A 25,536-nucleotide genomic window follows, 5' to 3' on the forward strand; every position below is an offset into this window, starting at 1 on the left:
CCCTGCACACACACCACATCCAGGTTGGCGGCGCGACCACCCACGACGGCAACCACCGGTTTGCCATATCGCTTGGCGCGGCGAGCCACACCCACCGGTGCCTTACCGGCGGCGGATTGCTCATCCATATTGCCCTCACCCGTTATGACCAGATCGGCATCGCGCACGCGCTCGTCAAACCCCACGAGATCGAGCACCGTCTCCACACCCGAGCGCAGCTTCGCCCCGAGCGCCAGCAGCGCCGCGCCCAAGCCACCGGCAGCGCCCGCGCCGGGCACGCCGAGCACCGAGCCAAATGTCCGCGCACCCTCGGGCACGCGCAACAACCCCTGAGCCCGCACCCCGATAATCGCCGCATCGAGCAGGCGGCCGTAGCCGACCATCCAGCTGTCGTACTTGCCCAGGGCCTCGGCATCCCCCGTCGGCAGACCCTTCTGTCCACCGAACACTGCCAGCGCACCGCGGCGCCCCACGAGTGGGTTCTCGACATCAGAAAGCACCACGACACGCGCGCCGTTCAGCGCCCGAAGCGCTGGCGCCAAATCAACGCTCGCAACCTGCTCAAGGCCGGCAAGACCGGGGGCGACATCGCAGCCCTGGTCATCGACCACACGCGCGCCCAGCGCCTGCAGCATACCGGCGCCACCGTCGTTGGTGGCGCTGCCGCCCAGACCAATATAGAGTGTCTTTGCGCCCGTGCGAACCGCGCGAAGCATGAGCTCGCCCACGCCATAGGTCGAAGCCGCAAGTGCCGCCGATTCCGTGCAAGGCGAATACCCAATACCCGCCGCCTCGGCCATCTCAATTACAGCCGAGTCGCGCTCGTCGTCCACCAGCATCCGGGCAGACACGCGGTCGCCCAAGGGACCTGCCACCTCGCAGGTCACAATCTCACCGCCGCACGCGGCAACGGCATCGAGCGTTCCCTCGCCACCATCTGCCAGCGGCAATGTACACACCTCGGCATCGGGCCAAACGCGGCGCACGCCTTCGGCAACCGCCGCTTCCGCCTGCGCGCTCGAAACGCTGCCCTTAAAGGAGTCGATCGCCAGCAGCACACGGCGGGGCCGGCGGCACGCAGGACCAAAGTCAACCGCCTCAACGGCGATATCTTCGGCACACGCGAGCGCCTCGGCATGAGCGGTATGCGCCTCAAGATCGGCCCCACAACCGCAGCCAGCACCATCGGTGCCACGCAGCCCACTAAAATAGTCACTCAACACCTCACGACACTCGTCTGCCAGCACGCCGGCATGTACGTTAAACCGATGATTCAAGCGCGAATCGGCATTCAGGTCATACAGCGAACCCAGCGCGCCCGCCTTGGCATCACTCGCGCCATACACGCAGCGCCCCACGCGCGCGTTGACCATAAGGCCCGCGCACATGCAGCAGGGTTCCAACGTCACATAAACCGTACAGTCGAAAAGGCGCCAGCGGCCAAGCGCCTGGGCAGCGGCGCGCACGGCCGCAAACTCTGCATGAGCCGAAGGATCCTGATCGAGCTCGCGCCGATTGTGCGCCCTCGCGACGATCTCGCCGTCGCGCACCACTACGGCCCCGATGGGCACCTCGCCCACCGCCGCGGCGGCTCGCGCCTCGGCCAGCGCCTCGCGCATGAACTTCTCGTCGATTTCGGTGATCGTCATCGTTCGCCTTCCCTGTTGCAAATTCAAAACGATGCTATCATTACGACTCACGGAGAGATGGCAGAGCGGTTGAATGCGGCGGTCTTGAAAACCGTTGAGCGCGAGAGCGTTCCGGGGGTTCGAATCCCCCTCTCTCCGCCACCTTAGTGATTCACCGGCGTCATGGTCCGCTCAAACAGTGCATCGACCACGTCGGCCATCTCGGGTCGACGCTCAAGATCGTGGCCCGATTCCCACCAATTTGTGAACAACCGAATAATGCCACCGGCGATAAACTCAGACGTCGTCTCGAGTGACACGGGGGCCAGGGCATCCTCGGCAAGCACGTTCATCACACGCTCGCGGATGGAGCGGGCAATGCGGTCGCAAATAACGTTGGTCAACATGCCCGACATGCTGCTTGCCAAAATGTTATCCATGAGCCGCTCGTGCGCCAGAATCAAATCCATGGCATCGTCCAAAATCGCGTGCCGAAGCGCGCGCACGTCCTCGGCAGATACCACGCCGGCCTCATCGGGCTGTTTTTGCGGCAAGCCCGACATGAGCTCATCGATATAAAAGGCAAAGTAATCGTTCTTGTCGCGAAAGTGCTTGTAGAACGTCGTGCGGCGAATCATGGCGCGGTCGCACAGCATGGCAACCGTCAGGTCCTCAAAACGATGCTCCTCGAGAAGCTCGGTAAAGGCATCGAACAGGGCGCGGTAGGTTTTCTTGATGCGAAGGTCCACTGGTATCGCCATCCTCAGGGCAAAGACAACACTCGTCAATCTGTCGCATATCTTACACCTGTACCTCGCGCGCTTTGCCCCGGTGCCGACCCCGACGAAAACACAACGCTTACCGGAAAGTTCGGCACGGCAAAACGTTGCGGGTATACTAGTAGCGTTATACCAACGGCAGCTGGCGCATGCCGCCGCGGCCATTCGAAACGGAGACATCATGCTTCCCGTCATCATCGGCATCGTTGTTGTCATTGTGATTGCCTGCGCCATCGCCGGCATCTACAACAACATGGTCACCAAGCGTAACCGCATCGATAACGCCTGGCAGAACATCGATACGCAGCTGCAGCGTCGCAACGACCTGATCCCCAACCTGGTCGAGACCGTCAAGGGCTACGCCAAGCACGAGCAGGAGACGCTCTCCGCCGTGATCAGCGCGCGTAACACCGCCGTCAAGGCCACCACGCCCGAAGCCAAGATGGAAGCCGACAACGTGCTGACCGGTGCGCTGCGCCAGCTCTTCGCCGTAGCCGAGGCCTATCCCGATCTTAAGGCAAACACCAACTTTACGCAGCTGCAGGCATCGCTCGAGGATACCGAGAACAAGATTAGCTATGCACGCCAGAGCTACAACGACTGCGTGCTCAGCTACAACAACGCCATTCAAACGTTCCCGGCTGTCATCTTTGCCGGCATCTTCCAGTTTAAGGAGCGCCAGGGCTTCGAGGCCGCCGAAGCCGCCCGCCAGGCACCGACCGTCAAGTTCTAACAAATCCTCAGCGTATCCTTAATTGCGTATATGCATAAACCGCCCCGTCGAATGCATACTTCGACGGGGCGGTTTCCTTTGTTGTGAAGGTCCCCCTCTAAGCACCGTGCATTTTTAGGAGTATTCAACATAACCAAGGGCTTCGGGCGCCACGGTAAATGCCAAAGACCGCGAATATCCCTGCAAATCAAACGCTGCCAGCCCATACCCCCGCCCATCATTCGTAGGAAACATCGAGAAATCCCGATTTTTCGCCCGAGATCGGTATGCAGGGGCCTTCGATTGCAGAATACTCGCAAAAATGCACGTCGCCACCACCCCCACATGGCGCGAAGCAAAATAAAAGCGCGGCCTAAAAGGCCGCGCACCATCTTTATTCAGATTAATCATTGCCCGTTGTGACATCGCCGAACCCGCAGGGCAGAGAACAAGTTCCCTCCCGGCGCACTCCGCAGGACGCAAGAAGCCCTCGCCGCACGAAGTGCGCAGCGAGGGCTTCTTGCATGTCCGAGGACGCGCCGGGAGGGAACTTGTTCTCTGCCCGGATAGGTAAGACAAATTACGCGACGGTGTAAACCCAGTTGTGCTTATCCTCGACAGCACCGGACTGGATGCCAGTCAGGGTCTCGCGAAGCTTCTTCATCACAGGGCCAATCTCGGTGTAGCCAGCCGGGAAGGTCACAGTCTCGTCGGCGCCGTAAACCTTGTTGTCGATCTCGCCAACCGGGGAGATGACGGCAGCGGTGCCGCACAGGCCGCACTCCACAAAGGTGCCGGCCTTGACCTCGGCCCACTCGACGGGACGCTGGTCAACGGTCATGCCCAGGTCCTGAGCAACCTGAACGAGCGAACGGCGGGTGATGGAAGGCAGAATGGAGTCGGTGTGGGACTGCGGAACGACGAGGGTGCCGTCCTCCTTCACAAACAGGACGTTAGCGCCACCGGTCTCCTCGACATAGGTGCGGGACTCGGAATCGAGATACAGGTTCTCGGCATAGCCCTCGCGGTGAGCCTCCATCGTGGGCTTGAGGGACATGGCGTAGTTCAGGCCGGCCTTGATGTTGCCGGTGCCATGCGGTGCTGCACGGTCATACTCGGAAACGCGCAGCTTGACGGGCTTGAGGCCACCCTTAAAGTACGGACCGACCGGGGTCACGAGAATGCGGAACGTGTACTCAGGAGCGGGAGCCACGCCGATCACGTCACCGGAGCCGATCATAAACGGACGCACGTACAGGGTCGCGCCGGAACCGAAGGGCGGAACCCAGGCGGCGTTGGCAGAAACGACCTGCTTGACGGCCTCAACGAACTTGTCCTTGGGGAACGGGGGCATCTCGAGGCGCTGCGCAGAGTTATACATGCGCTCGGCGTTCATGTCGGGGCGGAAGCAGACGATGCTGCCGTCCTCGGCGGTGTAGGCCTTCAGGCCCTCAAAGACCTCCTGGCAGTAATGGAAGATGCCGCCGCACTCGGAGACATGCAGGGTGTGGTCGGTGGTCAGGCCGCCCTCGTCCCACTCGCCGTCCTTCCAATGGGCCTCGTAGCTGTAATCGGTCTTCATGTAGCCAAAGCCGAGGCTACCCCAATCGATATCCTTCTTCTCGACAGTCATATGTCGCTCCTTACATACACAGTTGCAAACTCGCGAACCCGCACGCAAGGACCGAGGCCGGCCGCGTCGCAACGTCGCACGCCCGGAGCGTAGAGCCGGACGGGACACGCGAACAGCATCAAAGCCGATGGCACGTCGATTCGCATGCACGAGATTGTACTCCGCACGCGCGTCGGATAAAACGCTTTTCTTTAACTAAGTAAAGTATTTTCATTTGACCGAAGCAAAAGGGCCCGCCACCGTAAGCGGTGACGGGCCTCAACTGTACGGTCTGCGCGCTGGCTCGAGCTAGGCGTTCTATTTACCCAGCTTGGCCTTAACCAGACCGACCACGGTCGGGATGATCGACACGGCAACGATGCCGATAATCAGCAGCTCAAAGTGCTCCTGCACAAAGGGAATGCCGCCAAAGAAGTAGCCCAGCAGCGTAAAGACCGTCGACCAGGTAATGCCGCCCAGCACGTTAAAGACGACAAAGTTGCGCCAGTGCATGCCGCCCATGCCAGCGATAAAGGGCACAAAGGTGCGGATAAACGGGAAGAAGCGACCCAGGAAGATGGCCAGGTGACCCCACTTGTCCAAGAAGTCCTCGGACTTTTTGATGCGCTCGGGCGTCATGGCCTTGACCTTGCCCGAAGCGATGATCTTGCGGCCAAAGAAGTGACCGATCATAAAGTTGCACTGATCGCCCAAAATGGCAGCGGCCCATGCGGTGGCCAGAAGCGCCACGATGTTAAAGCCGCCGTTGTGGGCAAAGAAACCCGAGGCGAACAGCAGCGAATCACCGGGAAGGAACGGGAAGAACACCACGCCCGTCTCGATAAAGATGATCAGGAACACGCAGCCGTAGGCCATAAGCGGGCCGGCGGCGATCCAGCTGGCGATCGCGGTGCGCGGGTCCTTAAGCAGCTCGGCAATAAAATTGATGAAACCCATGAAGTAAAACCTCTCAGTTGTGGGCGCGGATACGTCCAAGTTGACCAGTATACGGTTGCGGTGCCCCCTCGTGCGCAACCCCACAAAAGCATGACTCCATTACCAGCAAGTTTGCATAACTGACACTTGTAGCGCAAAGCCGCCAAGATTGTCCTTTTTAATCCCTAGCGAATCGCTATACTTTATTGAATCGCATTGCCATGGCGCTAAGGGAGGGCGGCCGGTGAGCTTTATCAATACCATTCGCGAGGACATCAAGACCGTCCAGGCGCAGGACCCCGCCGCGCAAAACGGTCTGGTCATCTTTCTTTCCTATCCTGGCCTGCACGCCAAGTGGAACCACGTGCCCGAGCACTGGCTGTGGGAGCACGGTCATCGCTCGCTCGCCCGCGTGCTCTCGCAAATCACCCGCCACATCACCGGCGTCGAGATTCACCCTGCCGCGCAGATTGGCAAGCACTTCTTTATCGACCACGCCATGGGCGTCGTCATCGGCGAGACCACCATTGTGGGCGACAACTGTGTGCTCTACCAGGGCGTCACGCTCGGCGGCACCGGCAACGAGACCGGCAAGCGTCACCCCACCCTGGGCAACAATGTCACGGTGGGCACGGGCGCCAAGGTGCTCGGCAACATCCGCATCGGCAACAACGTCAAGATCGGCGGCAACTCGGTCGTCGTTAAGGACGTCCCCGACAACTGCACCGTCGTGGGCGTGCCGGGACGCATCATCAAGCGCAACGGCTGCCGTGTGTTCGAGGAGAGTTTCGACGCCAAGCAGCATCGCGAGTACATGCCCGATGACGCCGCCGAGCAGTCCGCCCTCAACCGCCAGGGCATCACCGAGAATGCCCGCCGCGTCAAGGAACTCGAGCGAGAGGTGGCCGAGCTCAAGGCCCTCGTCGCCAAGCTCGTGGACGAACGCTAGGAACGCAAGCGGCACAAAACGACATCGGCATCAACGCAAAGGCGCGCCAGGGAATTCATCCCCGGCGCGCCTTATTTGTGATGTGGCAAAGAGACTGTCCCTTTGTCACATTATGCGAACTGGCTCAGATAGAGGTCGGCGTAGGCACCCTCGGCAGCCAGCAGCTCCTTATGCGTGCCCTGCTCGATAATGTTGCCGTGATCCATGACCAAGATCAGGTCGGCGTCCACGATCGTCGACAGGCGGTGTGCGATCACAAAGCTCGTGCGCCCGCGCATAAGCGCATCCATGGCACGGCCGATGGCAAGCTCGGTACGCGTGTCCACGCTTGAGGTCGCCTCGTCCAGGATGAGAATCGCCGGGTTGTTGAGCAGCACGCGTGCGATGGTCAGCAGCTGACGCTGGCCCTGGCTGATGCTTTCGGCATCGTTGGCCACGCGCGTGTCGTAGCCCTGCGGCATGGTGCGCACAAAGAAGTCGACCTGCGCGGCACGAGCCGCGGCCACAATTTCGTCGCGCGTTGCCTCGGGGCAGCCGTAGGCGATGTTTTCGGCAATCGTGCCGTCGAACAGCCAGGCGTCCTGCAGCACCATGCCAAACTGCTGCCGTAGCTCGCCGCGATCCATGCGGCTCGTATCCACGCCGTCGAGCGTAATACGCCCGCCGTCAATCTCGTAGAAGCGCATGAGCAGGTTGATGAGCGTCGTCTTGCCTGCGCCCGTGGTTCCCACCACGGCAATCTTCTGGCCCGGCTCGGCGGTAAACGACACGTCGCGCATAAGCGGCTTGTCGGGCGAATAACCAAAGCGCACATGCTCAAAGGAGACGCGGCCCTCCACGCGACCCGGCAGCTTGGCGGCCTTGTCCGGCAGCGGATCGGCCTCCATCTCGGGCTCATCGAGCAGGTCGAACACGCGCTCGGCGCTCGCCAGCGCGCTCTGCAGCGAGTTAAAGGTAAACGACAGCTGCGTCATGGGCTCGGACGCCTCATAGATAAACTGGAAGAACGCCTGGAACACGCCGACGGTCATATGCCCGGCAACCAACATGCTGCAGCCCACAAGCGCAATAACGATCTGCGCCAAACGGCCGATAAAGCGCACTGCGGGGCCGACAGCATTGATCATAAAGTCGGCCTTGGTGCTCACACGAGCCAGTTCCTTCGAAGCCTCGTGCACCTCAGCGGAGCTCTGACGTTCGCGGTTAAACGCGCGGATCACCAGACGGCCCGAATAGCCTTCCTCGACCGCACTCGTAATCTTGGACACCCACTCCTGGCGCTCACCGGTTACGTCATGCGTGCGGCGCGAGACGACCTTCGTCACCAGCAGCGACAGTGCCGTAAAGAACAGAAAGACGAGCGTAAGCTGCACGCTGAACACGAACATCACGCTCACAGCACCAACAACCGTGCCGATCGACACGAGCAGCTGCAGCAATCCGCGCTGCATGCTCTCGGACATCTTGTCCAGGTCGTTGGTCGCGCGGCTGACGACCTCGCCGGGACGATGCGCGTCAAAAAAGGCAAGCGGCAGACGGTTGAGCTTTTGTGCGATGCGGTTGCGTAGGCACAGGTTGAGGCGTTCGGCAACGCTCGACATCAAAAAGCTCTGGAGCGCGTAGAACGAGGCAGCGGCCGTCCAGATCATAAAGTAGATGAAGATGGTCCTGCCGCAGTTCTCCCAGGTGATGTTGAAGGTGGTGTCGTTGGCAAACGCCACCTGAATGTGGCTCCACAGCTCATCGATCACGCGGGCGCTATATGCCGGCGCAGCAGTGTTAAAGATGGCATAGAACACAATGCTCGCGAACACGATATAGAAGCGCCAATGGTCGCCGGCAGCCTCGCTCCACAGGCGGCGCACCGTCGCCCAGGTATCTCGAGGCGTCTCGTCCTCGTCTTCATCGTCCACGTCGCGCATACGCTCTGCCTCGGCGCGGGCGCGCTCGTCCTCGGCACGTTCGTTTTCCTCGTAGAGCGCTTGGCGGCGAGCCTCGCGCTCGGCTGCAGCCTTGGCGGCGTCATCCAGCTCGGGTGCCACGGCAGCCGTTTCCTCGACCAGTACCGCGGCAGCGGCGTCATCAACGCCGCCCTGCTTCTTGAGCTCCTCGGTCATGCTACTCACCTCCCTTCATCTGCGATTCCGCGATGGCGCGGTACACCTCGCAGGTTTCCATAAGCTCGCCATGCGTGCCCAAGCCCACAACCTCGCCATCCTTGAGCACGACGATCTGGTCGGCGTGCAAGATCGTCGAGATGCGCTGCGCGATGATGAGCACCGCAGCGTCACGCGTCTCGTCTTGCAACGCATGACGCAGGGCGGCATCGGTCTTAAAGTCCAGGGCCGAAAAACTGTCATCGAAGATATATAGATCGGCATGCTTCATGAGCGCGCGAGCAATGGCCAGGCGCTGGCGCTGGCCGCCTGAAAAGTTCGTGCCGCCCTGCGCCACCGGGGTATCGAGCCCCTGCGGCTGATCGAGTACAAAGGTGCTCTGGGCAACCTCAAGCGCGTGAAGCATGTCGGTCTCGGTCGCGTCCTCGTTGCCAAAGCGCAGATTACTTGCCACGGTGCCCGAGAACAGCCACGCCTTCTGCGGCACATAGGCGATGTGTCCACGGATCTCATCTTGCGAAAGCTCGCGCAGATCGACACCGTCCAGGCGAATGGCGCCCTTGGTGGCATCGTGGAAGCGCAGCAAGAGCTTGGCCACCGTCGACTTGCCCGAACCCGTCGAGCCGACGATTGCGGTCGTCTGACCGCGACGACAGGCAAAGCTCAGGTCGCACAGGGTGTCCTCGTCGGCATCGTCAAAGCGAAACGACATGTGGTCGAACATGGCCACCGCATCGGCTTCGTCTTGGGGCTCGCGCGCCCCGTCATCCAGCGTGCGCTCGCCATCGACGATGCTCGGCTCAATCTCCAACACCTGCTGCGCACGGTTCAGGCACGCGGCAGCACGCGGAAGCGTCAGCACCACCATCTGGGCCATCATCACAAAGAACAGGATCAGAATTGCATACTCCAGCACCGCCGAGATACTCGCAATCTGCATGGCGTGGGCGCCTACGCGGTTGCCGCCCACCCACAGCACCGCCACCTCGGCGATGTTCATCAAAAAGAAGCTTGAGCTGTCGAGGCCCACAAACAGGTGGTTGACTTTGATGGCGTTGGCGGCGTATTCGCTAAACACCTCGTCCAGACGCCGTTCCTCGTGGCGCTCCTTGTTAAACGCACGGATGACGCGCACGCCCACAATATTCTCGCGCAGTACCACGTTCATGCGGTCGATAAAGCCCTGTAGGCGCATAAAGATCGGAGCCGCGTTGGCAACCGTAAAGACCGCCGCCACCAGCACAATCGCAACGACTACGCCCAGAAGCGTGCCCATGGCGGGATCGATAAACCAGGCGAATATGATGCCCGCCACAGCCAAAAACGGCACGGGCAGCACCAGCTGAATCGTCTGCAGAATCGCCTGCTGAATCACGTTGATGTCGTTGAGCGAGCGCGTGATCATCGATCCGGTGCCAAAGCGCTCAAAATCGCTGGCCGCGAGCTCGAGCGATTTGTCGTACACGGCATTGCGGATATCGCAAGCCACGTTGGCGGCCAGGCGCGCCGAAAGATAGCAGCCCAGCACCGTGCCGCCGCTAGCCATGCTGGTCGCGATAAACATGTATAGGCCGTTGCGTAAAATGTAGTCGACATCGCCCGTGGTAATACCGGTGTTGACCATGTTCGCCAGCATCGTGGGAACCAACAGCGTACCGACGTTATCCACCAGCAGCACCAGCAGCGTCACTGCGACAAGCCCTCGATATGGCTTTAGAAACCTCATTAACAGTCGCACGACTCCCCCTCACCTTGATTCTCGGCTTGGCTCTCGGCAGCGATATGCTGCTTAAAGGCATCGCACTCATCGCCGAGCACCTGAGAGAATTTGCCGATCAAGCGCATAATCTCGCGCTGCTCACATGGCTCAAGCGCGCCAAAGGCTCGCTGTTCGGCCTTGAGTGCCGGCAGCGCATAACGCTCGGCAAATCGCCTGCCCTCTCCGGTCAGGCTCACAACCTTGTTCTTACGACTGCCTTCGGCAAACTCCAACGTTGCGAAGCCCCGCGCCGTCAAGGTTTTAATTGCCGAGTTGATGGTCTGCTTGCTGTAGAACCATTCGCTTGTCAGACGGCTTACGGCAATACTGCCGCCCGCCGTGCTGGTGTCGACGAGCATCCAATAGGCGCAGTCCGAAAGGCCGCAGGCGCGCGAGAACTCCGAATAGATATGGTCGAGTCCATTGAGCAACCGATCGAAGTCGACCAGCGTAACCGCACTATTCATCTATCCCACCATTCGATTGTCCGATTTTTGACCAATTATATGTCTCTAGATTAGTCCGAGTTTTGACTATCGTCAACAGGCTCTCCGCAAATGCGCGCACTTTTATGGCCTATCGGCAGAAAAAGACCGCCGGCGCGGGGGCAGCGCCAGCGGTCACGTGAAAATCGGGTTTTATTGCCTGTTAAGCGGCGACGGCCTCATAGACCGTAGCGCCCGAGAAGCTGTCATGCAGGCTCTTGCCGGCAATCCACGGCAGCTCGACGACCTCGCAGACCGTGTTGACCAACTCAGAGCAGTCAGTAAAGTGGCCCTTGTCGTTGAGGGCCTCGCAATCCTGAACACGCCAATAGCCATCGGTGTGCGTGATGTAGTACTCGTGATCGTTGATCGACACGAAAGCGCGCGTCTTGGAACGCAGCAGCTTCAGAAATCCTTCGAAATCGGTCTCGACGACATCTCCAGCCTGGAACATGATGTTACCTCCTGGCCCGGCGCCACCACGGCGCATTGATAAACGTTGGTACTCCTTTAGTAAAACCTTTATCAAAGGTTATGCGTTCGTCATTTAGGCAAGTGGTAAAAAACCGCAGGGTAGACGGGATAAAACGTTTAACCATCCCATTTGTTTGTCACATTCTGAAGGTACTTTTATGCAAACCTACTTTCCCAATTGGAATCTATCCTTTTGGCCGGGCAATTGACCGTCTATCGTTTGAGCCCGACGGGTATGAACGGGGCATCTGCAACGCCACCGCAAGGAGACACCATGGAGACTATCGAAGCACTCATTCACCGTCGCAGCTGCCGCAACTACAGCGATCGTCCCGTCGAGGCTGAAAAGCTTGCACGTATTATCGAAGCCGGCCAATATGCACCGAGCGGCATGGGGCGCCAGCCGGTGACGTTTGTCGCCGTCACCGGCCCCGCGACCGTCGAGCGTCTCTCGCAGCTCAACGCCCAGGTCATGGGCAGCAACAGCGACCCCTTCTATGGCGCCAAGACCGTTGTGGTGGTGCTGGTCGACCGCAGCGTGCCCACGCATCTGGAAGACGGCTCGCTCGCCATGGGCAACTTGCTCAACGCCGCCTATGCACTGGGTGTCGATTCGTGCTGGATTCACCGCGCGCATGAGGTCTTTGACTCACCCGAGGGCCTGGAGCTGCTGGCCAGCTGGGGCCTGCCCGCCGACGGCAGCCTGCGCGGTGTCGGTAACTGCATTCTTGGCTACGCCGAGGACACGCTACCCGAGGCAAAACCGCGCCGCGACAACGTCGTCTACGTAAGGTAATTAGTTCCGCCGTTCTACCGAACGGCGGGCTCGTTGACGCTGCGCGGGCCGCATTCACGCCAATCTGACGTTCAATTTCGAGGGCGCGACCAGAAGGTCAGCGCCCTCTCATTTCACGTCACCTTGGCGCAAATGCGGCTCGCTCGCTTTTGGCGACTGACATCGAATGAGCCACTGTCTTGGGCAGCTAAAAAAGCCCCGTCCCAAATTAGCTACCCCACTCGTAACTTATATTGACGTCGCCGTTGTCGTCGTTTCGTTCGTCTGGGCCGTTTCGGCGCCATCGCCCTGTTCGTCCTCGTCCTTTTGCGCATCGGCGATGGTGGAGGCCGCCGCAACGATACCGCGCTGGGGCGCGACGCCCGTCTGGGCCTGAGCGCCCTCGACAACTTCTGTACCTACATGCGCGAGCTCGGGCGATTTAAACATTGCGTCCAAGTTGGCGCCACCGCCGGCGTAGCCAAGCGCAGCGAGCGCGATGACGATCACTGCAACGGCGGCCACGATCGGCACGTAGCGATGCCAGCCGGCGGGATTGAGCCCGCTGCGGCGAGCCGCCCCGCGGCTGATGTAGCCGAGCGTTCCGTCGTGCTTGAGCTTTGAGCCCACCACGCGTTTGCGGCCCAACAGCGAGGACTCTGCCTGCATTGCCAAGCGGGCGCTTGCCGAAGGATAGCCGTATTTAGTGCGCTTGAACGAGCCATCAAACCCCGAGGCGTTTTTGCCCCACGTCACCGATGTCGTGCGTCGGTTAACCGGCGCGGCGCTCCGCCTTCTGCGGCTCGGTTTTGAAGTCTCAGCCATATGCCCTCGCACGCCGTAACCAAATCGAAACAATAACGCTTTGGACTGTAGCACACGCGTCGCGCGCGGTCACGGGCGCCTCGCTCAACGGTCATCGTCCTTCAGCAAGCGCCACAGCGTTGTACGGCTTATGCCCAGCACCTCCGCCGCACGGGTTCGGTTGCCGTGGAGATGGTCTACAACCAGATGCGCGATATCTCGCTCGGTATCGGCCAGCGGTCGCAGGATATACAGGTCACTTTCGAGCGTCGGGGCGCCAAAGGTTGCGGTCTTGATCACGTCCTCTTGGGCGAGCACTTCCTCCGCCACAGCGCGGTCCACCGTGCCCGTCCCCGCCAATATATACAGTCGTTCCGAGACCTCGCGGAGCTGCAGATAATTGCGCGGCCAGCGGTAAGCATCGAGCGTCTTCGTCGCCGCGGCAGACAGCGTGGGTGCTGCCGTCTCAAATGCATCAGCGAGATATTCCAAATAGCGCGCAACCTTCGTCGACGCGGCTCCCTGCTCGGCGACTGCCGGCGCCACGCTCACCGCACAGGCGAAGCGCTCGGTCACAAACGCGGCTTGATCACTTTCGCCGCCGCCCGGCATGTCATTCGCCGTCAGCACCACATGGCAGCGCGTCGCCAACGCGGTGTCGGTCATCGTGGAGACCAGCTCGCGGAGGCGCTGGGGGCCAACCGCATTCCAGCCCTCAATGCAAAGGGTCAGCCCCGTTTGGAACAACGGCGATTCGGCGCTTTTGAGCACATGGCGCCAACCGCGCTCGGTGAGTTCATCAAGCGCAAGGGAAACAAAGGGCTGATCGGCAAAAGGACCGTCCAGATAGAGGCGCTTGGCGATCTCGATCTGACCCGCTCCCAGCTCGCCCTCGAGCATAAGGGGCACACCGCGCGCGTAGCTCTCGGCAACCGGCGCAGCCACCGAGGCCGCCCCCTCAACGATGCCGTACGCGCTCGATTCGTAGCGGGCCTCAACCTCGTCGGCGTTGAGCCACTCGATGCCCGCATGCGCCGCGGCGCCGCGCACCTCGCGGACCACGACGACCCAAAGGCCCCCGCCCTCTTTGTCGGTGGGGCGAACGGTCAGGCTCAGGCGCGTACCCGCACGCCCCATAACCAGACGCGCGCCGTCTCCTATACGGTCGAGGCGCTCAGCGACAAAAGCCGCCACATCCCGCTCGAGCGCCGCGTCATTCATGGTCGAGATCGCGACGTCCCCACGCGCATCGATTGCCAATGCCGAGGCCCCGGCAGCAGCCAGGGCCTCGGTCAAGATGTTCAGCTTGGCATCGCTATCCATGATTTGCCCCTGTCCGCAGCGACGTGCAACCGCCGACGGTCGCACGACCGAGTGTTTCAAAATTGAACGATATTGCTCACCAAACACTATAGGGCAGAAAGCGCCGTCCTGCGAGTATAGGTGTTGCCCCGCATCGCCATCCTGGCGGGGCGATAAGAGCTCTTCGGGACTTATAAACCTGCGGACAAGCCATACCCGCAAGAGCTCCTATCGCTCCACCGCAGGCTTGCGCTCACCAGCACGCAGCACGCAGCACGCAAACAAGCTACTTCTCTACCAGATTCCCAGTACGTGTTGCATTCCCAAACTCATGCACGCAATGCCAATCCAGCAGCAAAAGCCCAGCGCGATGGGCTTGCCGCCCTTTTTGACCAGCTCGACGATATCGGTATTAAAACCAATAGCCGCCATGGCCATCACAATAAAGAATTTCGACAGCTCCTTGATGGGCGCCGTGATGGACACGGGAAGCTGAAACACCGTGGTGATCACGCTCGCCAGCACAAAGAACAGCACAAACATGGGAAACGCGCGTTTAAGGGAGAACGTGCTTTTGGCGTCGACGCCGGCCTTGCGTGCCAGATGCATCTGCCAGCATGCGAGGACCAACGTGATGGGAATAATGGCCAGCGTCCTGGTGAGCTTGACCACTGTGGCGCTCTCGAGCACATTGGCGCCGGGATGCATGCTGTCCCAGGCGCTCGCCGCAGCCGTTACCGACGAGGTGTCGTTGATGGCGGTGCCGGCAAACAGGCCAAAGCCCTCGTTGGTCAGCCCGAGCATGCCGCCGAGCGTCGGAAACACGAGCGCCGCGATAACGTTAAACAGGAAGATGACCGAAATAGCCTGGGCAATCTCGCGATCGTCGGCATCGATGACGGGTGCGGTCGCGGCGATGGCAGAACCGCCGCAAATCGACGAACCCACACCCACAAGCGTCGCGATCTTGCCCGGTACGTTCATGACGCGGCAGAGCACAAAGGCGATGACAAGCGAGGTCGAGATTGTCGCCACGATAATCGGCAGCGACTGGGCGCCCTTGGACAGAATCTGGGAGAGGTTCATGCCAAAGCCAAGCAGGATAACCGCGTACTGCAAGACTTTTTTGGACGTATAGGTAACGCCGGCGGCGAGCTGTTCGCGACGATTCTTGGGAAAGACGAGCGCCAGGACCATGCCAAAGAGGATGGCAAATACCGGACCGCCGACCACCTCAATTTGTTTGCCGAGCAACGTCGCGGGAATGGCGATGATCAGGCAGAACAAGACGCCCTTCCAGCGCTCGCGTACGATATTTGCCAGTTGCATATGGGATTCCTTCTTTCTATTTCACGTTTGCGACGGCTTATGATACGGCAACATTGAGCGCAGCCTTGCGCAAACACAGACTAAGATGCCGCAATAGTTCTCAGGCAACAGCCGAATTACCCACCGCGGAGAGCTGATTCGCGGCATAATTAACAACTGACATATGAGTTTGATAGAACAGTTGCGAGGCGCTATGGAAGAATCGATGCACGTCGGCGAGCAGGAAACGAGCCTACAGGACCAGTCCTACCACACCATTCGACGCAAAATCGTCTACCTGGACTACAAGCCGGGCGAAAAGCTGGGCGTCAAGCAGCTTTGCGATGACCTGGACATGGGTCGCACGCCCGTGCGCGAGGCTTTGGTTCGCTTGGCGCAGGAAGGCCTGGTGCGCACCGTGCCCCAAAGCGGCACCTACGTCTCACCCATCAACCTCACCCTTGCCGAGAGTGCCTGTTACATCCGCGAGCATCTGGAAAAGCAGGTGATCGTGGAGTGCTGTGCTCGCGCCACGTCGGCTGGCATCGAGCAGCTCGACCGCGCCATCGTGCTGCAGGAAAAGGCCATGGCCGAAGAGGATCGCATCGGCTTCTTTTTGAGCGACAACCTCATGCATCACATGATTTTTAGCATCGCATGTCGCAGCACCGTGTGGTCGTGGCTCGAAGAGACCAATGCCGACCTGGAGCGCTTCCGCTGGCTGCGCGCCGCCACGCAGGTTCTCGACAATCAGGACATCGTGAACGAGCACAAGCAGATTCGCCGCGCTATCGCCGGTCGCGACCCCATCGAAGCGAGCTTTTTGGTCAGCAAGCACCTGCACATGATGTTCCGCAATCAAACCGAGGTTCTGGACCAGTTCCCCGAGTACTTCGAGACCAGCAAGCTCCGCTAACCTGCCAAAAAGGGACAGGTTCATTTTGGCAGGTTTTATCCGGGCAAATGAAACAAGGCCCGGCTCCGTCTTGATGCGGAGCCGGGCCTTAGTCGCTAGAACGGCGGAACCAACTACTCTACCGTGACGCTCTTGGCCAGGTTGCGGGGCTGGTCAACGTCGCAACCTCGCAGGATGGCTACCTCGCGAGCGAGCAGCTGCAGCGGGACGCTCGCCGTGATGGGGCTGAACACGTCGCGGACTGCTGGTACGCGAATGATGCAGTCGGCGATCTTGTTGATCTCCTCGTCGCCCTCGGTGGCAACGACGATGACCTTGGCGCCGCGCGCCTTGCACTCCATGAGGTTCGACACGGTCTTGTCGTAGGTGGCACTCTTGGTTGCCACGGCGATGACGGGGAAGCCCGGGTCGATCAGGGCGATGGGGCCGTGCTTCATCTCACCGGCGGCGTAGGCCTCGGCGTGCAGGTAGCTGACCTCTTTGAGCTTGAGCGCGCCCTCGTAGGAAATAGCGGCACCCATGCCGCGGCCCACGAACAGCGCCGACTGCGCGTCCTTGCACAGCAGGGCGGCCTCATGCACGGCCTCGGTCTGGGTATCCAAAATCCACTGGATCTGCTCGGCCGTATCGGAAAGCTCGCGGAACAGCATGCGCGCCTGCTTGGTGGTCAGGCGGTACTTGACCTGCGCCAGCAGCAGAGCCAAAAGCGTGAGGCTCACAACCTGGCCGATAAAGCTCTTGGTCGAGGCGACCGCAATCTCCTTGTTGGCCTTGGTGTAGATGACGCCGTCGCTCTCACGCGCCACGGGGCTGCCCACCACGTTGGTGATGCCGAAGACCTTGGCGCCCTTGATGCGCGCGTCGCGAATGGCAGCAAGGGTATCGGCCGTCTCGCCCGACTGGGACACGGCAACGACGAGCGTCGTCGGCGTGATGATGGGGTTGCGATAACGGAACTCGCTGGCCGCCTCCACCTCGGTGGGGATGCGAGCCCAGCCCTCAATGAGATTCTTGGCAATGAGGCCAGCGTGATAGCTGGTGCCGCAAGCGATCACGTAGACGCGGTCGATGTCGTTGAGTTCCTCGAGCGAAAGGCCCAGCTCGTCGATGTCGAGCTCGCCGGCCGGCGTCATACGACCAACCAGCGTGTCGCGCACAACGCGCGGCTGCTCGTGAATCTCCTTGAGCATAAAGTCGGGATAACCGCCCTTTTCTGCCATGTCCAGGTCCCAGTCGATGTGGGTGACCTTGGGCTCGATAACGTTGCCGGCCTCGTCGGTGTACTCGACGCCTGCGGGCGTGAGCTTGGCAAACTGACCGTCCTCGAGCACCACGACATCGCGGGTGGCGTCGATGAGCGCGATGACATCGGAAGCAACATAGGAGCCGGTTTCGCCCACACCGACTACGATCGGGGAATCCTTGCGGGCCACGGCGATCACGCCGGGCTCGTCAGCGCACACGGCGGCCAGACCATAGGCACCGACCACGTGGGTGCAAGCCTCGCGCACGGAGGCCATCAGGTCGTGCGTCTCGGCATAGGCCTCTTCGATCAGATGCGCGAAGACCTCGGTATCGGTCTCGCTCTTAAAGTGGTGGCCGCGACCCTCCAACTCTTCGCGCAGCTCGGCGAAGTTCTCGATGATGCCGTTGTGGACGATGGCGATACGACCGTCGCAGCTGGTGTGGGGATGGGCGTTAACGACCGAAGGCTTGCCGTGGGTGGCCCAACGGGTGTGGCCGATACCGCAGGTAGCGTCGCTGTCGATGTTGGAAAGCTCGCTCTCCAGGCCCGCAACTTTGCCCACGCGGCGAATAACATCGAGGTGCGCCGCGGCGCCCTCGCCCACCTCGAGCGCGACACCCGAGGAGTCATAGCCGCGATACTCCATACGCTTAAGACCCGTGACTAGGATGTTCTTTGCAATATCAGAGCCGGTGTAGCCGACGATTCCGCACATAGGATAAATCCCTTCGTCCGCGTGACTGCAAAACGTCCACGCACATGGGGCGCTGAGACGTATAACGTTCGAGTATTGTACTCACGCGGACGCAAGCTGATATACCAGAAGTGGTATCTCAACTTGAATACCACTCGATACACACACCCCACCACCACAAAGGGGACAGGCACCTTCGTGGTGGTTTGGTCTGGCAGCATCGTTTTCCCAGATAAAACCTGCCAAAATAAACCTGTCCCTAAATGGCAGGTTTTGACACCTCGGGGGCGGGCGATGCTACAATCTGGCTTGTACTTGAAACGCATCAAAGGGGCCGCTATGGCAAAGGTTAAAATCAGCGACGTCGCGCGCGAAGCCGGAGTTTCGTTGGGCACGGTTTCCAACGCGCTCAACCACCCCGAAAAGCTGCGTCCCGAGACCCTCAAGCTCATCAACGAGACCATCAATCGCCTGGGCTACCTGCCCAACCAAAGCGCTCGTCAGCTTGCGGGCGGCGCCACCAAGTCCTTTGGCCTGGTGCTCCCCCGTCTCGATCACGGTTTTTCGCTCCAAATCGCCAGCGGCGCCCACAACGAGGCTCGCAAGCACGGCTACGACCTGCTCATCGCCAACGCCGATAACGACGATATTCTCGAGGACCATTACCTGCGCTACTTTATGGGCACCCAGATGTCCGGCGTCATGGTTCAGCCCATGGCGTCCCCCGACTGGCACCCCGCCATGACCAAGATGCCCGTGCCGATCGTCCATCTGGACATCCATTGCTCCGGGCCCGGCTACTACGTAGCGGCCGACAACGAGGCCCAGGGTCGCATCATTGCCGAACTCGCCATCGCCCGCGGTGCACGCCATATCACCGTTGTGGGTAGAGCAGCATTTATGCAACTCACCCTGCGCGTCCTTGGCATTCATAAGGCGCTCGCCCTACATCCCGACATCAAGATCGAAGTCATTGACGCCGGCGAGTGGAACACGGCGGCCGACGGCTATGGTATCGGCAGCCAAATCGCCGAGCGTCCCGCCGACGAACGCCCCGATTTTGTCGTCGGTCTAACCGACGTGCTGGCCTCGGGTGTCGTTTCGGCACTGGTCGACAAGGGCATCTCTGTCCCCGGGCAAGTACGCGTAGCGGGCTGCGATGGCAACCCGCTCGCTTGGAGCGGATCGGTCCCGCTCACTACGGTAGCGCCCCCGGGCTACGAGATTGGCCGCAAGGGTGTCCAACTGCTCATGGAGCAAATCGAGAACAAGGCCCCGGCAAAGACCAAGCATATCCGCGTCGGCTCTGCAGCGCGCACCGTCACCGCAGTCACCGCCGCCGAGGATATCAACCGCCAAGAACTGGTGCGTCCGTTCCTACTGGAGCGCGCCAGCACCCAGGCGAGCAGCCAAACCGAAGCCACCGCCATCAATCTCGGCGCGTATCTATAGCACGCCCGCGAGTATGCTATGTCGCCGCTTAAGCAAAAGGGGCCCGACCATTGCCGGGCCCCTTTTGCTTAAGCACAAACGTGGGCAATTGCTCGTTTCAACGCCGCAGCGGTCTAGCGCACGGCCTTGACTGCCGCCGCCAGGTCGAACAACGTATCGAGTACGGCCTCGCAGCCATCCACCACGTCCTGCGGCAGCGGCACGATGTCGGGGACGGCAAAGACATGACAGCCGGCCGTAATGCCCGAGACGCAGCCGTTGCGCGAATCCTCGACCACGGCACATTCCTCGGGGACAAAGCCCGCGCGCTCGCAGGCAAGCAGATACATCTCGGGATCGGGCTTGCCATGCACGACGTCCTCGCCGCAAGTCACCGTCTCAAACTTGTCAAAGAGGCCGACCATCTTAAGGTTGCGCTCGGCCGTAACGAGGCGCGACGACGTTGCAAGGCCCACGTGATAGCCCGCAGCCAGCAGCTCGTCTATGCACTCGGCGGCGCCGGCCTTAAGCTCCAGATCGGTCTTGACCATCTCGTCGCGAATCTCCTTGTGGCGATGATAGAGCGCCTCGGCGGTTTCTCTGCTGCCGTAATGTGCCTCAAGGATGTCCATGACGTCGGGCAGCGTGCGGCCAATAAACTGATGGATCAGGGCATCATCAATCGCGAGCCCCAGCTCAGCGGCGCCTGCCTTCCAGGCCTTAATCCCCAAACGCTCGGTATCGACCAGTGTTCCATCCATGTCAAAAATAATAGCCTTGATCATATCGGTCCCCCATCGACTCTCGCTGTCGCATTGCCGCAACTCTACCGCATTTGGCAACTTGTATATAACGTATATACCATATTGCACTTTCGTTACACAGATAGAAGTCTTATGGCAAGTAACGCATTAGGATTATAGTTTTCGATCGAGTACTCAACGATAAGGAACGTTTCATGATTTTAGACACCACGGCACCCGCAGAGGAGCTTCAAGACAAGCTATCGGCGCTCGAACAGCTGCTTTTGGCATACGGGCGCGTGGCTATCGGGTTTTCCGGCGGCGTTGACAGCAGCTTTTTGGCCGCCGTATGCGCCCGCATCATGCCTACCAATACCCTCCTCGTCCATCTCACCACGCCGCTCATCGGCACGCCCGAGCAGGCTTCGTTTGAGCAGTCCGTTGATGGACAAGCCAATGAAGGGGCGCATTTTAAGCTCCCCGTGCTCAATCTTTCGGTCGATCAGTTGCAGCTCCCCCAAGTAGCCTGCAACGATGCCAATCGCTGCTACCACTGCAAGCACGCTGGCTTTACCGCCATCGTCAACCACGCCAAGTCGCTCGGCTTTCCCACCGTCATCGATGGCAGCAATGCAAGCGATCGCGGTGACTACCGCCCCGGCATGCGTGCGGCAGAAGAGCTCGGCGTACGCTCACCCCTTATGGAGGTCGGCTTTACCAAGGACGAAGAGCGCGAGCTGCTGCGCGCATGGGGTTATCCCGTTTGGAACCTGCCGGCGGGAGCATGTCTTGCCACGCGCGTCCCCACGGGCGAGGAGCTTACGCGCGAGAAGGTCTCCCTGATTCGCGCCTGCGAGGATTACCTGCACGATCTTGATCTGGCACAGGTACGCGCGCGCCTGGTCGGCGGCTGCATGCATATCGAGGCCGCACCCGCAGATGTCGCCAAGATTGCCACCCTCGGCGGTGCCGCCGTCGACGACAAGGGCAAGACCCCGCTGCCCGCCGTTATCAAGTCCGCGCTGCGCGAACTGGGCTGCGACCATATCTCCCCCGAGGTCACCCCCTACATTCACGGCAACATGAATCTTTAAGTTACGCCGTTTTACAAACGGCGTAACCGCTCGGCGCTGCGCAGGCCCCGGGCACGGCAATCTGACGCTCAACTTCACGGGCGCGACCAAAAGGTCAGCGCCCGCTTGTTTCACGTCACCTTACCGCACCCGGAGCCCGCTCGCTCGCATATGCTCAACCTGCACTGCGTTAACTGACCTGCCAAAAAGGAACAGGTTTATTTTGGCAGGTTTTATCTGGGGAAATATCGCGAGGCAGTCGCTCCCCTAGCACCCATCAAACTTCGAGAGACGATAGAGGGGCAATTCGGCTGCATCTACTTCTTCCGATAGCGGCGGTTGCGGCTCGTCGATGAACCCATTACTTCGATGAGCCCTTTATCCGTCATTTTTGGCAGATGGTAGCTGACGGACGAATTTTGGCATTCCGTCTCTCTAAAACAAGGCGCTCATCTCTCTAACTTTAGAGAGATGAGCGCCTTGTTTTAGAGAGACATTAAGAGAGATGTATCGAATTCGCTGCTAGATTGCCTAATGCTATCTCTCTAACCAACCTTCTCTTTAGAGAGACATTTAGCGAGATGAGCGCGACCTCTCTAATCATGGGCTCCACTCTTTAAGGTGCACACTTCCTAACCGTGCCCTAAGTTGCGGTGAAATAGTCCCCGATTAACCTGCCAAAAAGGGACAGGTTTATTTTGGCAGGTTTTATCTGGGGAAACGCAAATAGGGCCGTGACACCCATACGGCGTCGCGGCCCTTTTCCTTGGAGAAGGATCAATTGATTGAACGGGATGACCGTTCTAGTCTTCGAGTCCGCTATTGATGAGCTCCGCAATCTCAACGGGATCGGTGCTCGCGCGCACCTTGTCACGGAAGCCGGCGTCCATCAGCATCACGGCAGCCTTGGAGAGCAAGCGCAGGTGCGTGGTTCCTGCCTCGCCGGCAGGCACGTACAGCGCGAGCGCAACATCGACGGGCACACCATCGAAGCTCGGCCATTCAACGGGCTCGACCAGCTTAAGCACGGCAACGCCCGGCGTGTGGATAGCATCGCTTTTGGCATGTGGAACGGCAAAACCGGCGACAAGGCCAGTCTCGGCCTCGTTCTCGCGAGCCATGAAGGCAGTCTCTACGGCAGATGCGTCGTCAGCAAAGCCGAGCTCGACGGCCTGATCGGACAAATAATGCAGGGCATCCTCGCGCGAGGCGGCGGTATACCCTATCGTCACTTGGTTGGCAGATACAAATCCCATGGAAACCTTCCTTACAACACAGACCTGACCGCAGCTTCGATGCCGTCGGCGTCCAAACCGTACTTGTGCAGCAAATCGACCGCAGGGCCGGACTCGCCATACACATCGCGCACGCCGACGCGACGCATCGGCACCGGATACTGCTCCGCTAGCACCGAGGCAACGGCCTCGCCAAGACCGCCGATAATCGAATGCTCCTCGGCAGTGACCACGCGACCGGTCTTCTTGGCGCTGGCTACAACCAGGCGTTCGTCGAGCGGCTTGATCGTATGCATGTTGATGACCTCGGCATCGATGCCATCGGCAGCGAGCGCCTCGGCAGCCTCAAGCGCCTCGGCGACCATAAGGCCACAAGCGATGATGGTCACATCGGACCCCTCGCGCACGACCACGCCGCGACCAATCTTGAACTCATAGTCCTCGCAGTCGTTGATGACCGGTGTTGCCAGGCGGCCGAAGCGCATGTAAACCGGGCCCTCAAACTCATAGGCGGCGCGCACACAGGCACGAGCCTCGACGTCGTCGGCGGGAACGACCACCGTCATACCCGGAATCGTGCGCATGAGTGCGATATCCTCGCAGCACTGGTGCGTGGCGCCGTCCTCGCCCACCGAAATGCCGGCATGAGTAGCGCCAATCTTGACGTTGAGGTGCGGGTAGCCGATGGAATTGCGGACCTGCTCGTAGGCGCGACCGGCGGCAAACATCGCAAAGGTGCTCGCAAAAGCAACGCGGCCCGTGGTCGCGATGCCGGCGGCAAGACCCATCAGGTTGCTCTCGGCAATGCCGGCGTCGTAGAAGCGCTCAGGGTGCGCAGCCTTAAACTTACCGGTCTGCGTGGCGGCGGCCAGGTCGGCATCGAGAACCACAAAGTCATCGCGCTCATTGCCCAGCTCGACAAGTGCCTCGCCATAGCTAACGCGCGTGGCGACTTTCTTGACGTCTGCCATTAGAGCTCCTCCCCTGCTGCTGCGAGCTCGGCCATGGCCTGCTCAAACTGTTCATCGTTGGGTGCCTTGCCGTGCCAGCCCACCTGGTTTTCCATAAAGGAGACGCCCTTGCCCTTCACCGTCTCGGCGATAATGGCCACGGGCGAGTCGCTCACTTTGCGGGCCTCGGCAAAGGCGGCGGCAATCTGCGCCATGTCGTTACCGTCGGCGAGCTCGATCACATGCCACTTAAAGGCGCGGAACTTGTCAGCGAGCGGCATGGCCGAGTTGACTTCATCGATCGTGCCGTCAATCTGCAAGCCGTTGTGGTCGACAACGGCAACAAGATTGTCGAGCGCATGGTTGCCGGCGAACATGGCCGCCTCCCACACCTGGCCTTCCTCGCACTCACCGTCGCCCAGCAACGTGTAGACACGGTAGCCGTCGCCCCAGTGCTTAGCGGCAAGCGCCATTCCAACTGCAGCAGAGATGCCCTGACCGAGCGATCCGGTGGACATATCGATGCCAGGGGCGTCGTTCATGTTGGGATGGCCCTGCAGTCGGCTGCCAATATGACGGAGCGTCTCGAGCTCTTCGACGGGAAAATAGCCGCGATTTGCCAACACCGAATACAGGCCCGGCGCCGCGTGACCCTTGGAGAGCACAAAGCGATCGCGATCGGCCTTGTGAGGGTCGGCAGGATCGATATTCATTTCCTCAAAGTACAGATACGTCATGATGTCGGCAGCACCGAGCGATCCACCCGGGTGTCCCGACTTGGCCGCGTGAACCGCAGTCACGACACCCTTCCTGACCTCATTGGCGACCTTCGCCAGCTCCTGGTTGGTCATACGAATTCCTCTCTTGAGAACAACCCCGGCACCGGATGACGCGATGCCGGGGCAATCCACTCGTTAAGCCTGAGCGACGACCTTCTGCCAGTCAGCCTCAAAAGAGGCGAGGCCCTGGTCGGTCAGCGGATGATGCAGGCACTTCTTGAGAGCGGCCATGGGCACGGTCGCAATATCGGCACCGAGTAGCGCGGCCTGGGTCACGTGGTTGGGCGTACGAACCGAGGCGGTGATGATCTCGACGGTGTCGTCGACGTTCTTGCCCGTCCAGTCGTAGTTCTTAATGCAGGTCACGACGTTGTCGAGCTGCGAGATACCGTCCTCGGCGATGTCATCGAAACGACCGACAAACGGGCTGATGTAGCGAGCACCGGCATTGGCGGCCATAAGGGCCTGCGTCGGCGAGAAGACGAGCGTCATGTTGACGCGCACGCCAGCATCGGCCAGTGCACGGCAGGCGGCAAGGCCGGCCTCGCACACGGGAAGCTTGACCACGATGTTGGGGGCGAGGGCGGCAAGGCGCTTGCCCTCCTCGATCATACCCTCGGCAGTGGTAGCGGTAGACTCGGCGGAAACGGGCAGGCCCTCGCAGAGCTCGGCAATCTTGAGCATATGCGGCTCAAAGTCGGCAAGCTTGCCGCCGGTCTTGGCGTACAGGGACGGGTTGGTGGTAACACCGGCCAGGCAGCCCCAGCTCTTGGCCTCGGCGATCTCGTCCAGATTGGCAGTATCGATAAAGAACTTCATGGTGCAAACT

Annotated in this window: 23 protein-coding genes and 1 tRNA gene; 7 read left to right on the forward strand and 17 right to left on the reverse strand. The window is 60.3% G+C overall.

What is annotated here, in order from left to right; translation table 11 throughout:
- A partial coding sequence (gene tadA, locus AB5405_RS02440; protein WP_368137489.1) for a tRNA adenosine(34) deaminase TadA occupies positions 1-1,649 on the reverse strand: 1,649 nt, incomplete at its 3' end.
- A gap of 51 nt (positions 1,650-1,700) precedes the next feature.
- On the opposite strand from tadA, the gene AB5405_RS02445 reads away from it, so the two are divergent.
- A tRNA-Ser gene (locus AB5405_RS02445) sits at positions 1,701-1,790 on the forward strand.
- 2 nt (positions 1,791-1,792) lie between these two features.
- Here the strand turns inward: AB5405_RS02445 and AB5405_RS02450 are convergent.
- Positions 1,793-2,377, reverse strand: a complete 585-nt coding sequence (locus AB5405_RS02450; RefSeq protein ID WP_215692636.1) for a TetR/AcrR family transcriptional regulator — start codon at positions 2,375-2,377, stop codon at positions 1,793-1,795.
- Between the two features lie 211 nt (positions 2,378-2,588).
- On the opposite strand from AB5405_RS02450, the gene AB5405_RS02455 reads away from it, so the two are divergent.
- A complete protein-coding gene (locus AB5405_RS02455) occupies positions 2,589-3,140 on the forward strand; it encodes a LemA family protein (RefSeq protein ID WP_171021549.1) in 552 nt (183 codons plus the stop codon).
- Between the two features lie 559 nt (positions 3,141-3,699).
- On the opposite strand, the gene AB5405_RS02460 is transcribed toward AB5405_RS02455, so the two are convergent.
- Together AB5405_RS02460 and AB5405_RS02465 are read right to left on the reverse strand one after the other, a co-directional pair.
- Complete coding sequence (locus AB5405_RS02460) at positions 3,700-4,752, reverse strand: branched-chain amino acid aminotransferase (RefSeq protein WP_035138743.1); 1,053 nt, start codon at positions 4,750-4,752, stop codon at positions 3,700-3,702.
- A gap of 297 nt (positions 4,753-5,049) precedes the next feature.
- Entirely contained in the window at positions 5,050-5,688 is a 639-nt protein-coding gene (locus tag AB5405_RS02465) for a DedA family protein (RefSeq protein ID WP_138113555.1), read from the reverse strand.
- Positions 5,689-5,911: 223 nt separating this feature from the next.
- Here AB5405_RS02465 and cysE point away from each other — a divergent pair, with 223 nt between their 5' ends.
- Positions 5,912-6,616: a serine O-acetyltransferase gene (gene cysE, locus AB5405_RS02470; protein WP_035138740.1), complete on the forward strand. Its 705-nt coding sequence runs from the start codon at positions 5,912-5,914 to the stop codon at positions 6,614-6,616.
- A gap of 110 nt (positions 6,617-6,726) precedes the next feature.
- On the opposite strand, the gene AB5405_RS02475 is transcribed toward cysE, so the two are convergent.
- The 4 genes from AB5405_RS02475 to AB5405_RS02490 all read right to left on the reverse strand — a co-directional run bounded on the left by AB5405_RS02475 (position 6,727) and on the right by AB5405_RS02490 (position 11,431).
- Positions 6,727-8,733 carry an ABC transporter ATP-binding protein gene (locus tag AB5405_RS02475; protein WP_368137491.1) on the reverse strand — a complete coding sequence of 669 codons (2,007 nt, stop codon included), beginning with the start codon at positions 8,731-8,733 and terminating at the stop codon, positions 6,727-6,729.
- Between the two features lies 1 nt (position 8,734).
- Positions 8,735-10,459 carry an ABC transporter ATP-binding protein gene (locus AB5405_RS02480; protein WP_195568822.1) on the reverse strand — a complete coding sequence of 575 codons (1,725 nt, stop codon included), beginning with the start codon at positions 10,457-10,459 and terminating at the stop codon, positions 8,735-8,737.
- The gene (locus AB5405_RS02485; protein WP_346982062.1) at positions 10,459-10,959 is read right to left on the reverse strand and encodes a MarR family winged helix-turn-helix transcriptional regulator; all 501 of its coding nucleotides are present in this window, start codon (positions 10,957-10,959) and stop codon (positions 10,459-10,461) included. The genes AB5405_RS02480 and AB5405_RS02485 overlap by 1 nt, the downstream gene beginning before the upstream one ends.
- Before the next feature lie 181 nt (positions 10,960-11,140).
- Positions 11,141-11,431, reverse strand: a complete 291-nt coding sequence (locus tag AB5405_RS02490; protein WP_006235631.1) for a hypothetical protein — start codon at positions 11,429-11,431, stop codon at positions 11,141-11,143.
- Positions 11,432-11,725: 294 nt separating this feature from the next.
- Between AB5405_RS02490 and AB5405_RS02495 the strand changes: the two genes are divergently transcribed.
- The gene (locus AB5405_RS02495) at positions 11,726-12,247 is read left to right on the forward strand and encodes a nitroreductase family protein (RefSeq protein ID WP_368137494.1); all 522 of its coding nucleotides are present in this window, start codon (positions 11,726-11,728) and stop codon (positions 12,245-12,247) included.
- A gap of 228 nt (positions 12,248-12,475) precedes the next feature.
- On the opposite strand, the gene AB5405_RS02500 is transcribed toward AB5405_RS02495, so the two are convergent.
- The 3 genes from AB5405_RS02500 to AB5405_RS02510 form a co-directional block, all read right to left on the reverse strand.
- Positions 12,476-13,051: a hypothetical protein gene (locus AB5405_RS02500; protein WP_349117133.1), complete on the reverse strand. Its 576-nt coding sequence runs from the start codon at positions 13,049-13,051 to the stop codon at positions 12,476-12,478.
- An 84-nt stretch (positions 13,052-13,135) separates the two neighbouring features.
- Positions 13,136-14,353 carry a helix-turn-helix domain-containing protein gene (locus AB5405_RS02505; protein ID WP_368137496.1) on the reverse strand — a complete coding sequence of 406 codons (1,218 nt, stop codon included), beginning with the start codon at positions 14,351-14,353 and terminating at the stop codon, positions 13,136-13,138.
- Positions 14,354-14,626: 273 nt separating this feature from the next.
- Entirely contained in the window at positions 14,627-15,661 is a 1,035-nt protein-coding gene (locus tag AB5405_RS02510; protein WP_368137498.1) for a YeiH family protein, read from the reverse strand.
- 193 nt (positions 15,662-15,854) lie between these two features.
- Here AB5405_RS02510 and AB5405_RS02515 point away from each other — a divergent pair, with 193 nt between their 5' ends.
- Positions 15,855-16,556: a GntR family transcriptional regulator gene (locus AB5405_RS02515; RefSeq protein WP_050766156.1), complete on the forward strand. Its 702-nt coding sequence runs from the start codon at positions 15,855-15,857 to the stop codon at positions 16,554-16,556.
- Positions 16,557-16,669: 113 nt separating this feature from the next.
- Here the strand turns inward: AB5405_RS02515 and glmS are convergent, their stop codons facing one another.
- Entirely contained in the window at positions 16,670-18,517 is a 1,848-nt protein-coding gene (gene glmS, locus AB5405_RS02520) for a glutamine--fructose-6-phosphate transaminase (isomerizing) (protein ID WP_117582939.1), read from the reverse strand.
- A gap of 318 nt (positions 18,518-18,835) precedes the next feature.
- On the opposite strand from glmS, the gene AB5405_RS02525 reads away from it, so the two are divergent.
- The gene (locus AB5405_RS02525) at positions 18,836-19,948 is read left to right on the forward strand and encodes a LacI family DNA-binding transcriptional regulator (protein WP_368137500.1); all 1,113 of its coding nucleotides are present in this window, start codon (positions 18,836-18,838) and stop codon (positions 19,946-19,948) included.
- Between the two features lie 113 nt (positions 19,949-20,061).
- Here AB5405_RS02525 and AB5405_RS02530 read toward each other — a convergent pair whose 3' ends face one another.
- Positions 20,062-20,712, reverse strand: coding sequence for an HAD family hydrolase (locus AB5405_RS02530; protein WP_368137501.1), 651 nt, complete (start codon positions 20,710-20,712; stop codon positions 20,062-20,064).
- A gap of 173 nt (positions 20,713-20,885) precedes the next feature.
- Here AB5405_RS02530 and larE point away from each other — a divergent pair, with 173 nt between their 5' ends.
- Positions 20,886-21,764 (forward strand): ATP-dependent sacrificial sulfur transferase LarE, encoded by an 879-nt coding sequence (larE, locus tag AB5405_RS02535; protein WP_138113575.1) that lies wholly within the window; start codon positions 20,886-20,888, stop codon positions 21,762-21,764.
- Positions 21,765-22,546: 782 nt separating this feature from the next.
- Here the strand turns inward: larE and AB5405_RS02540 are convergent.
- The 4 genes from AB5405_RS02540 to fsa all read right to left on the reverse strand — a co-directional run bounded on the left by AB5405_RS02540 (position 22,547) and on the right by fsa (position 25,526).
- Positions 22,547-22,999 carry a PTS sugar transporter subunit IIA gene (locus tag AB5405_RS02540; RefSeq protein WP_117746490.1) on the reverse strand — a complete coding sequence of 151 codons (453 nt, stop codon included), beginning with the start codon at positions 22,997-22,999 and terminating at the stop codon, positions 22,547-22,549.
- 11 nt (positions 23,000-23,010) lie between these two features.
- Entirely contained in the window at positions 23,011-23,949 is a 939-nt protein-coding gene (locus AB5405_RS02545) for a transketolase family protein (RefSeq protein ID WP_006235618.1), read from the reverse strand.
- On the reverse strand, positions 23,949-24,779 hold the full coding sequence (locus AB5405_RS02550; protein WP_117746489.1) for a transketolase: 831 nt from the start codon (positions 24,777-24,779) through the stop codon (positions 23,949-23,951). Before AB5405_RS02550 ends, AB5405_RS02545 begins: the two co-directional genes overlap by 1 nt.
- A 63-nt stretch (positions 24,780-24,842) precedes the next feature.
- Complete coding sequence (gene fsa / locus AB5405_RS02555) at positions 24,843-25,526, reverse strand: fructose-6-phosphate aldolase (protein WP_006235616.1); 684 nt, start codon at positions 25,524-25,526, stop codon at positions 24,843-24,845.
- Positions 25,527-25,536: the final 10 nt, after the last annotated feature.

The sequence above is a fragment of the Collinsella aerofaciens genome, assembly GCF_040920445.1.
GTDB lineage: Bacteria > Actinomycetota > Coriobacteriia > Coriobacteriales > Coriobacteriaceae > Collinsella > Collinsella aerofaciens_BH.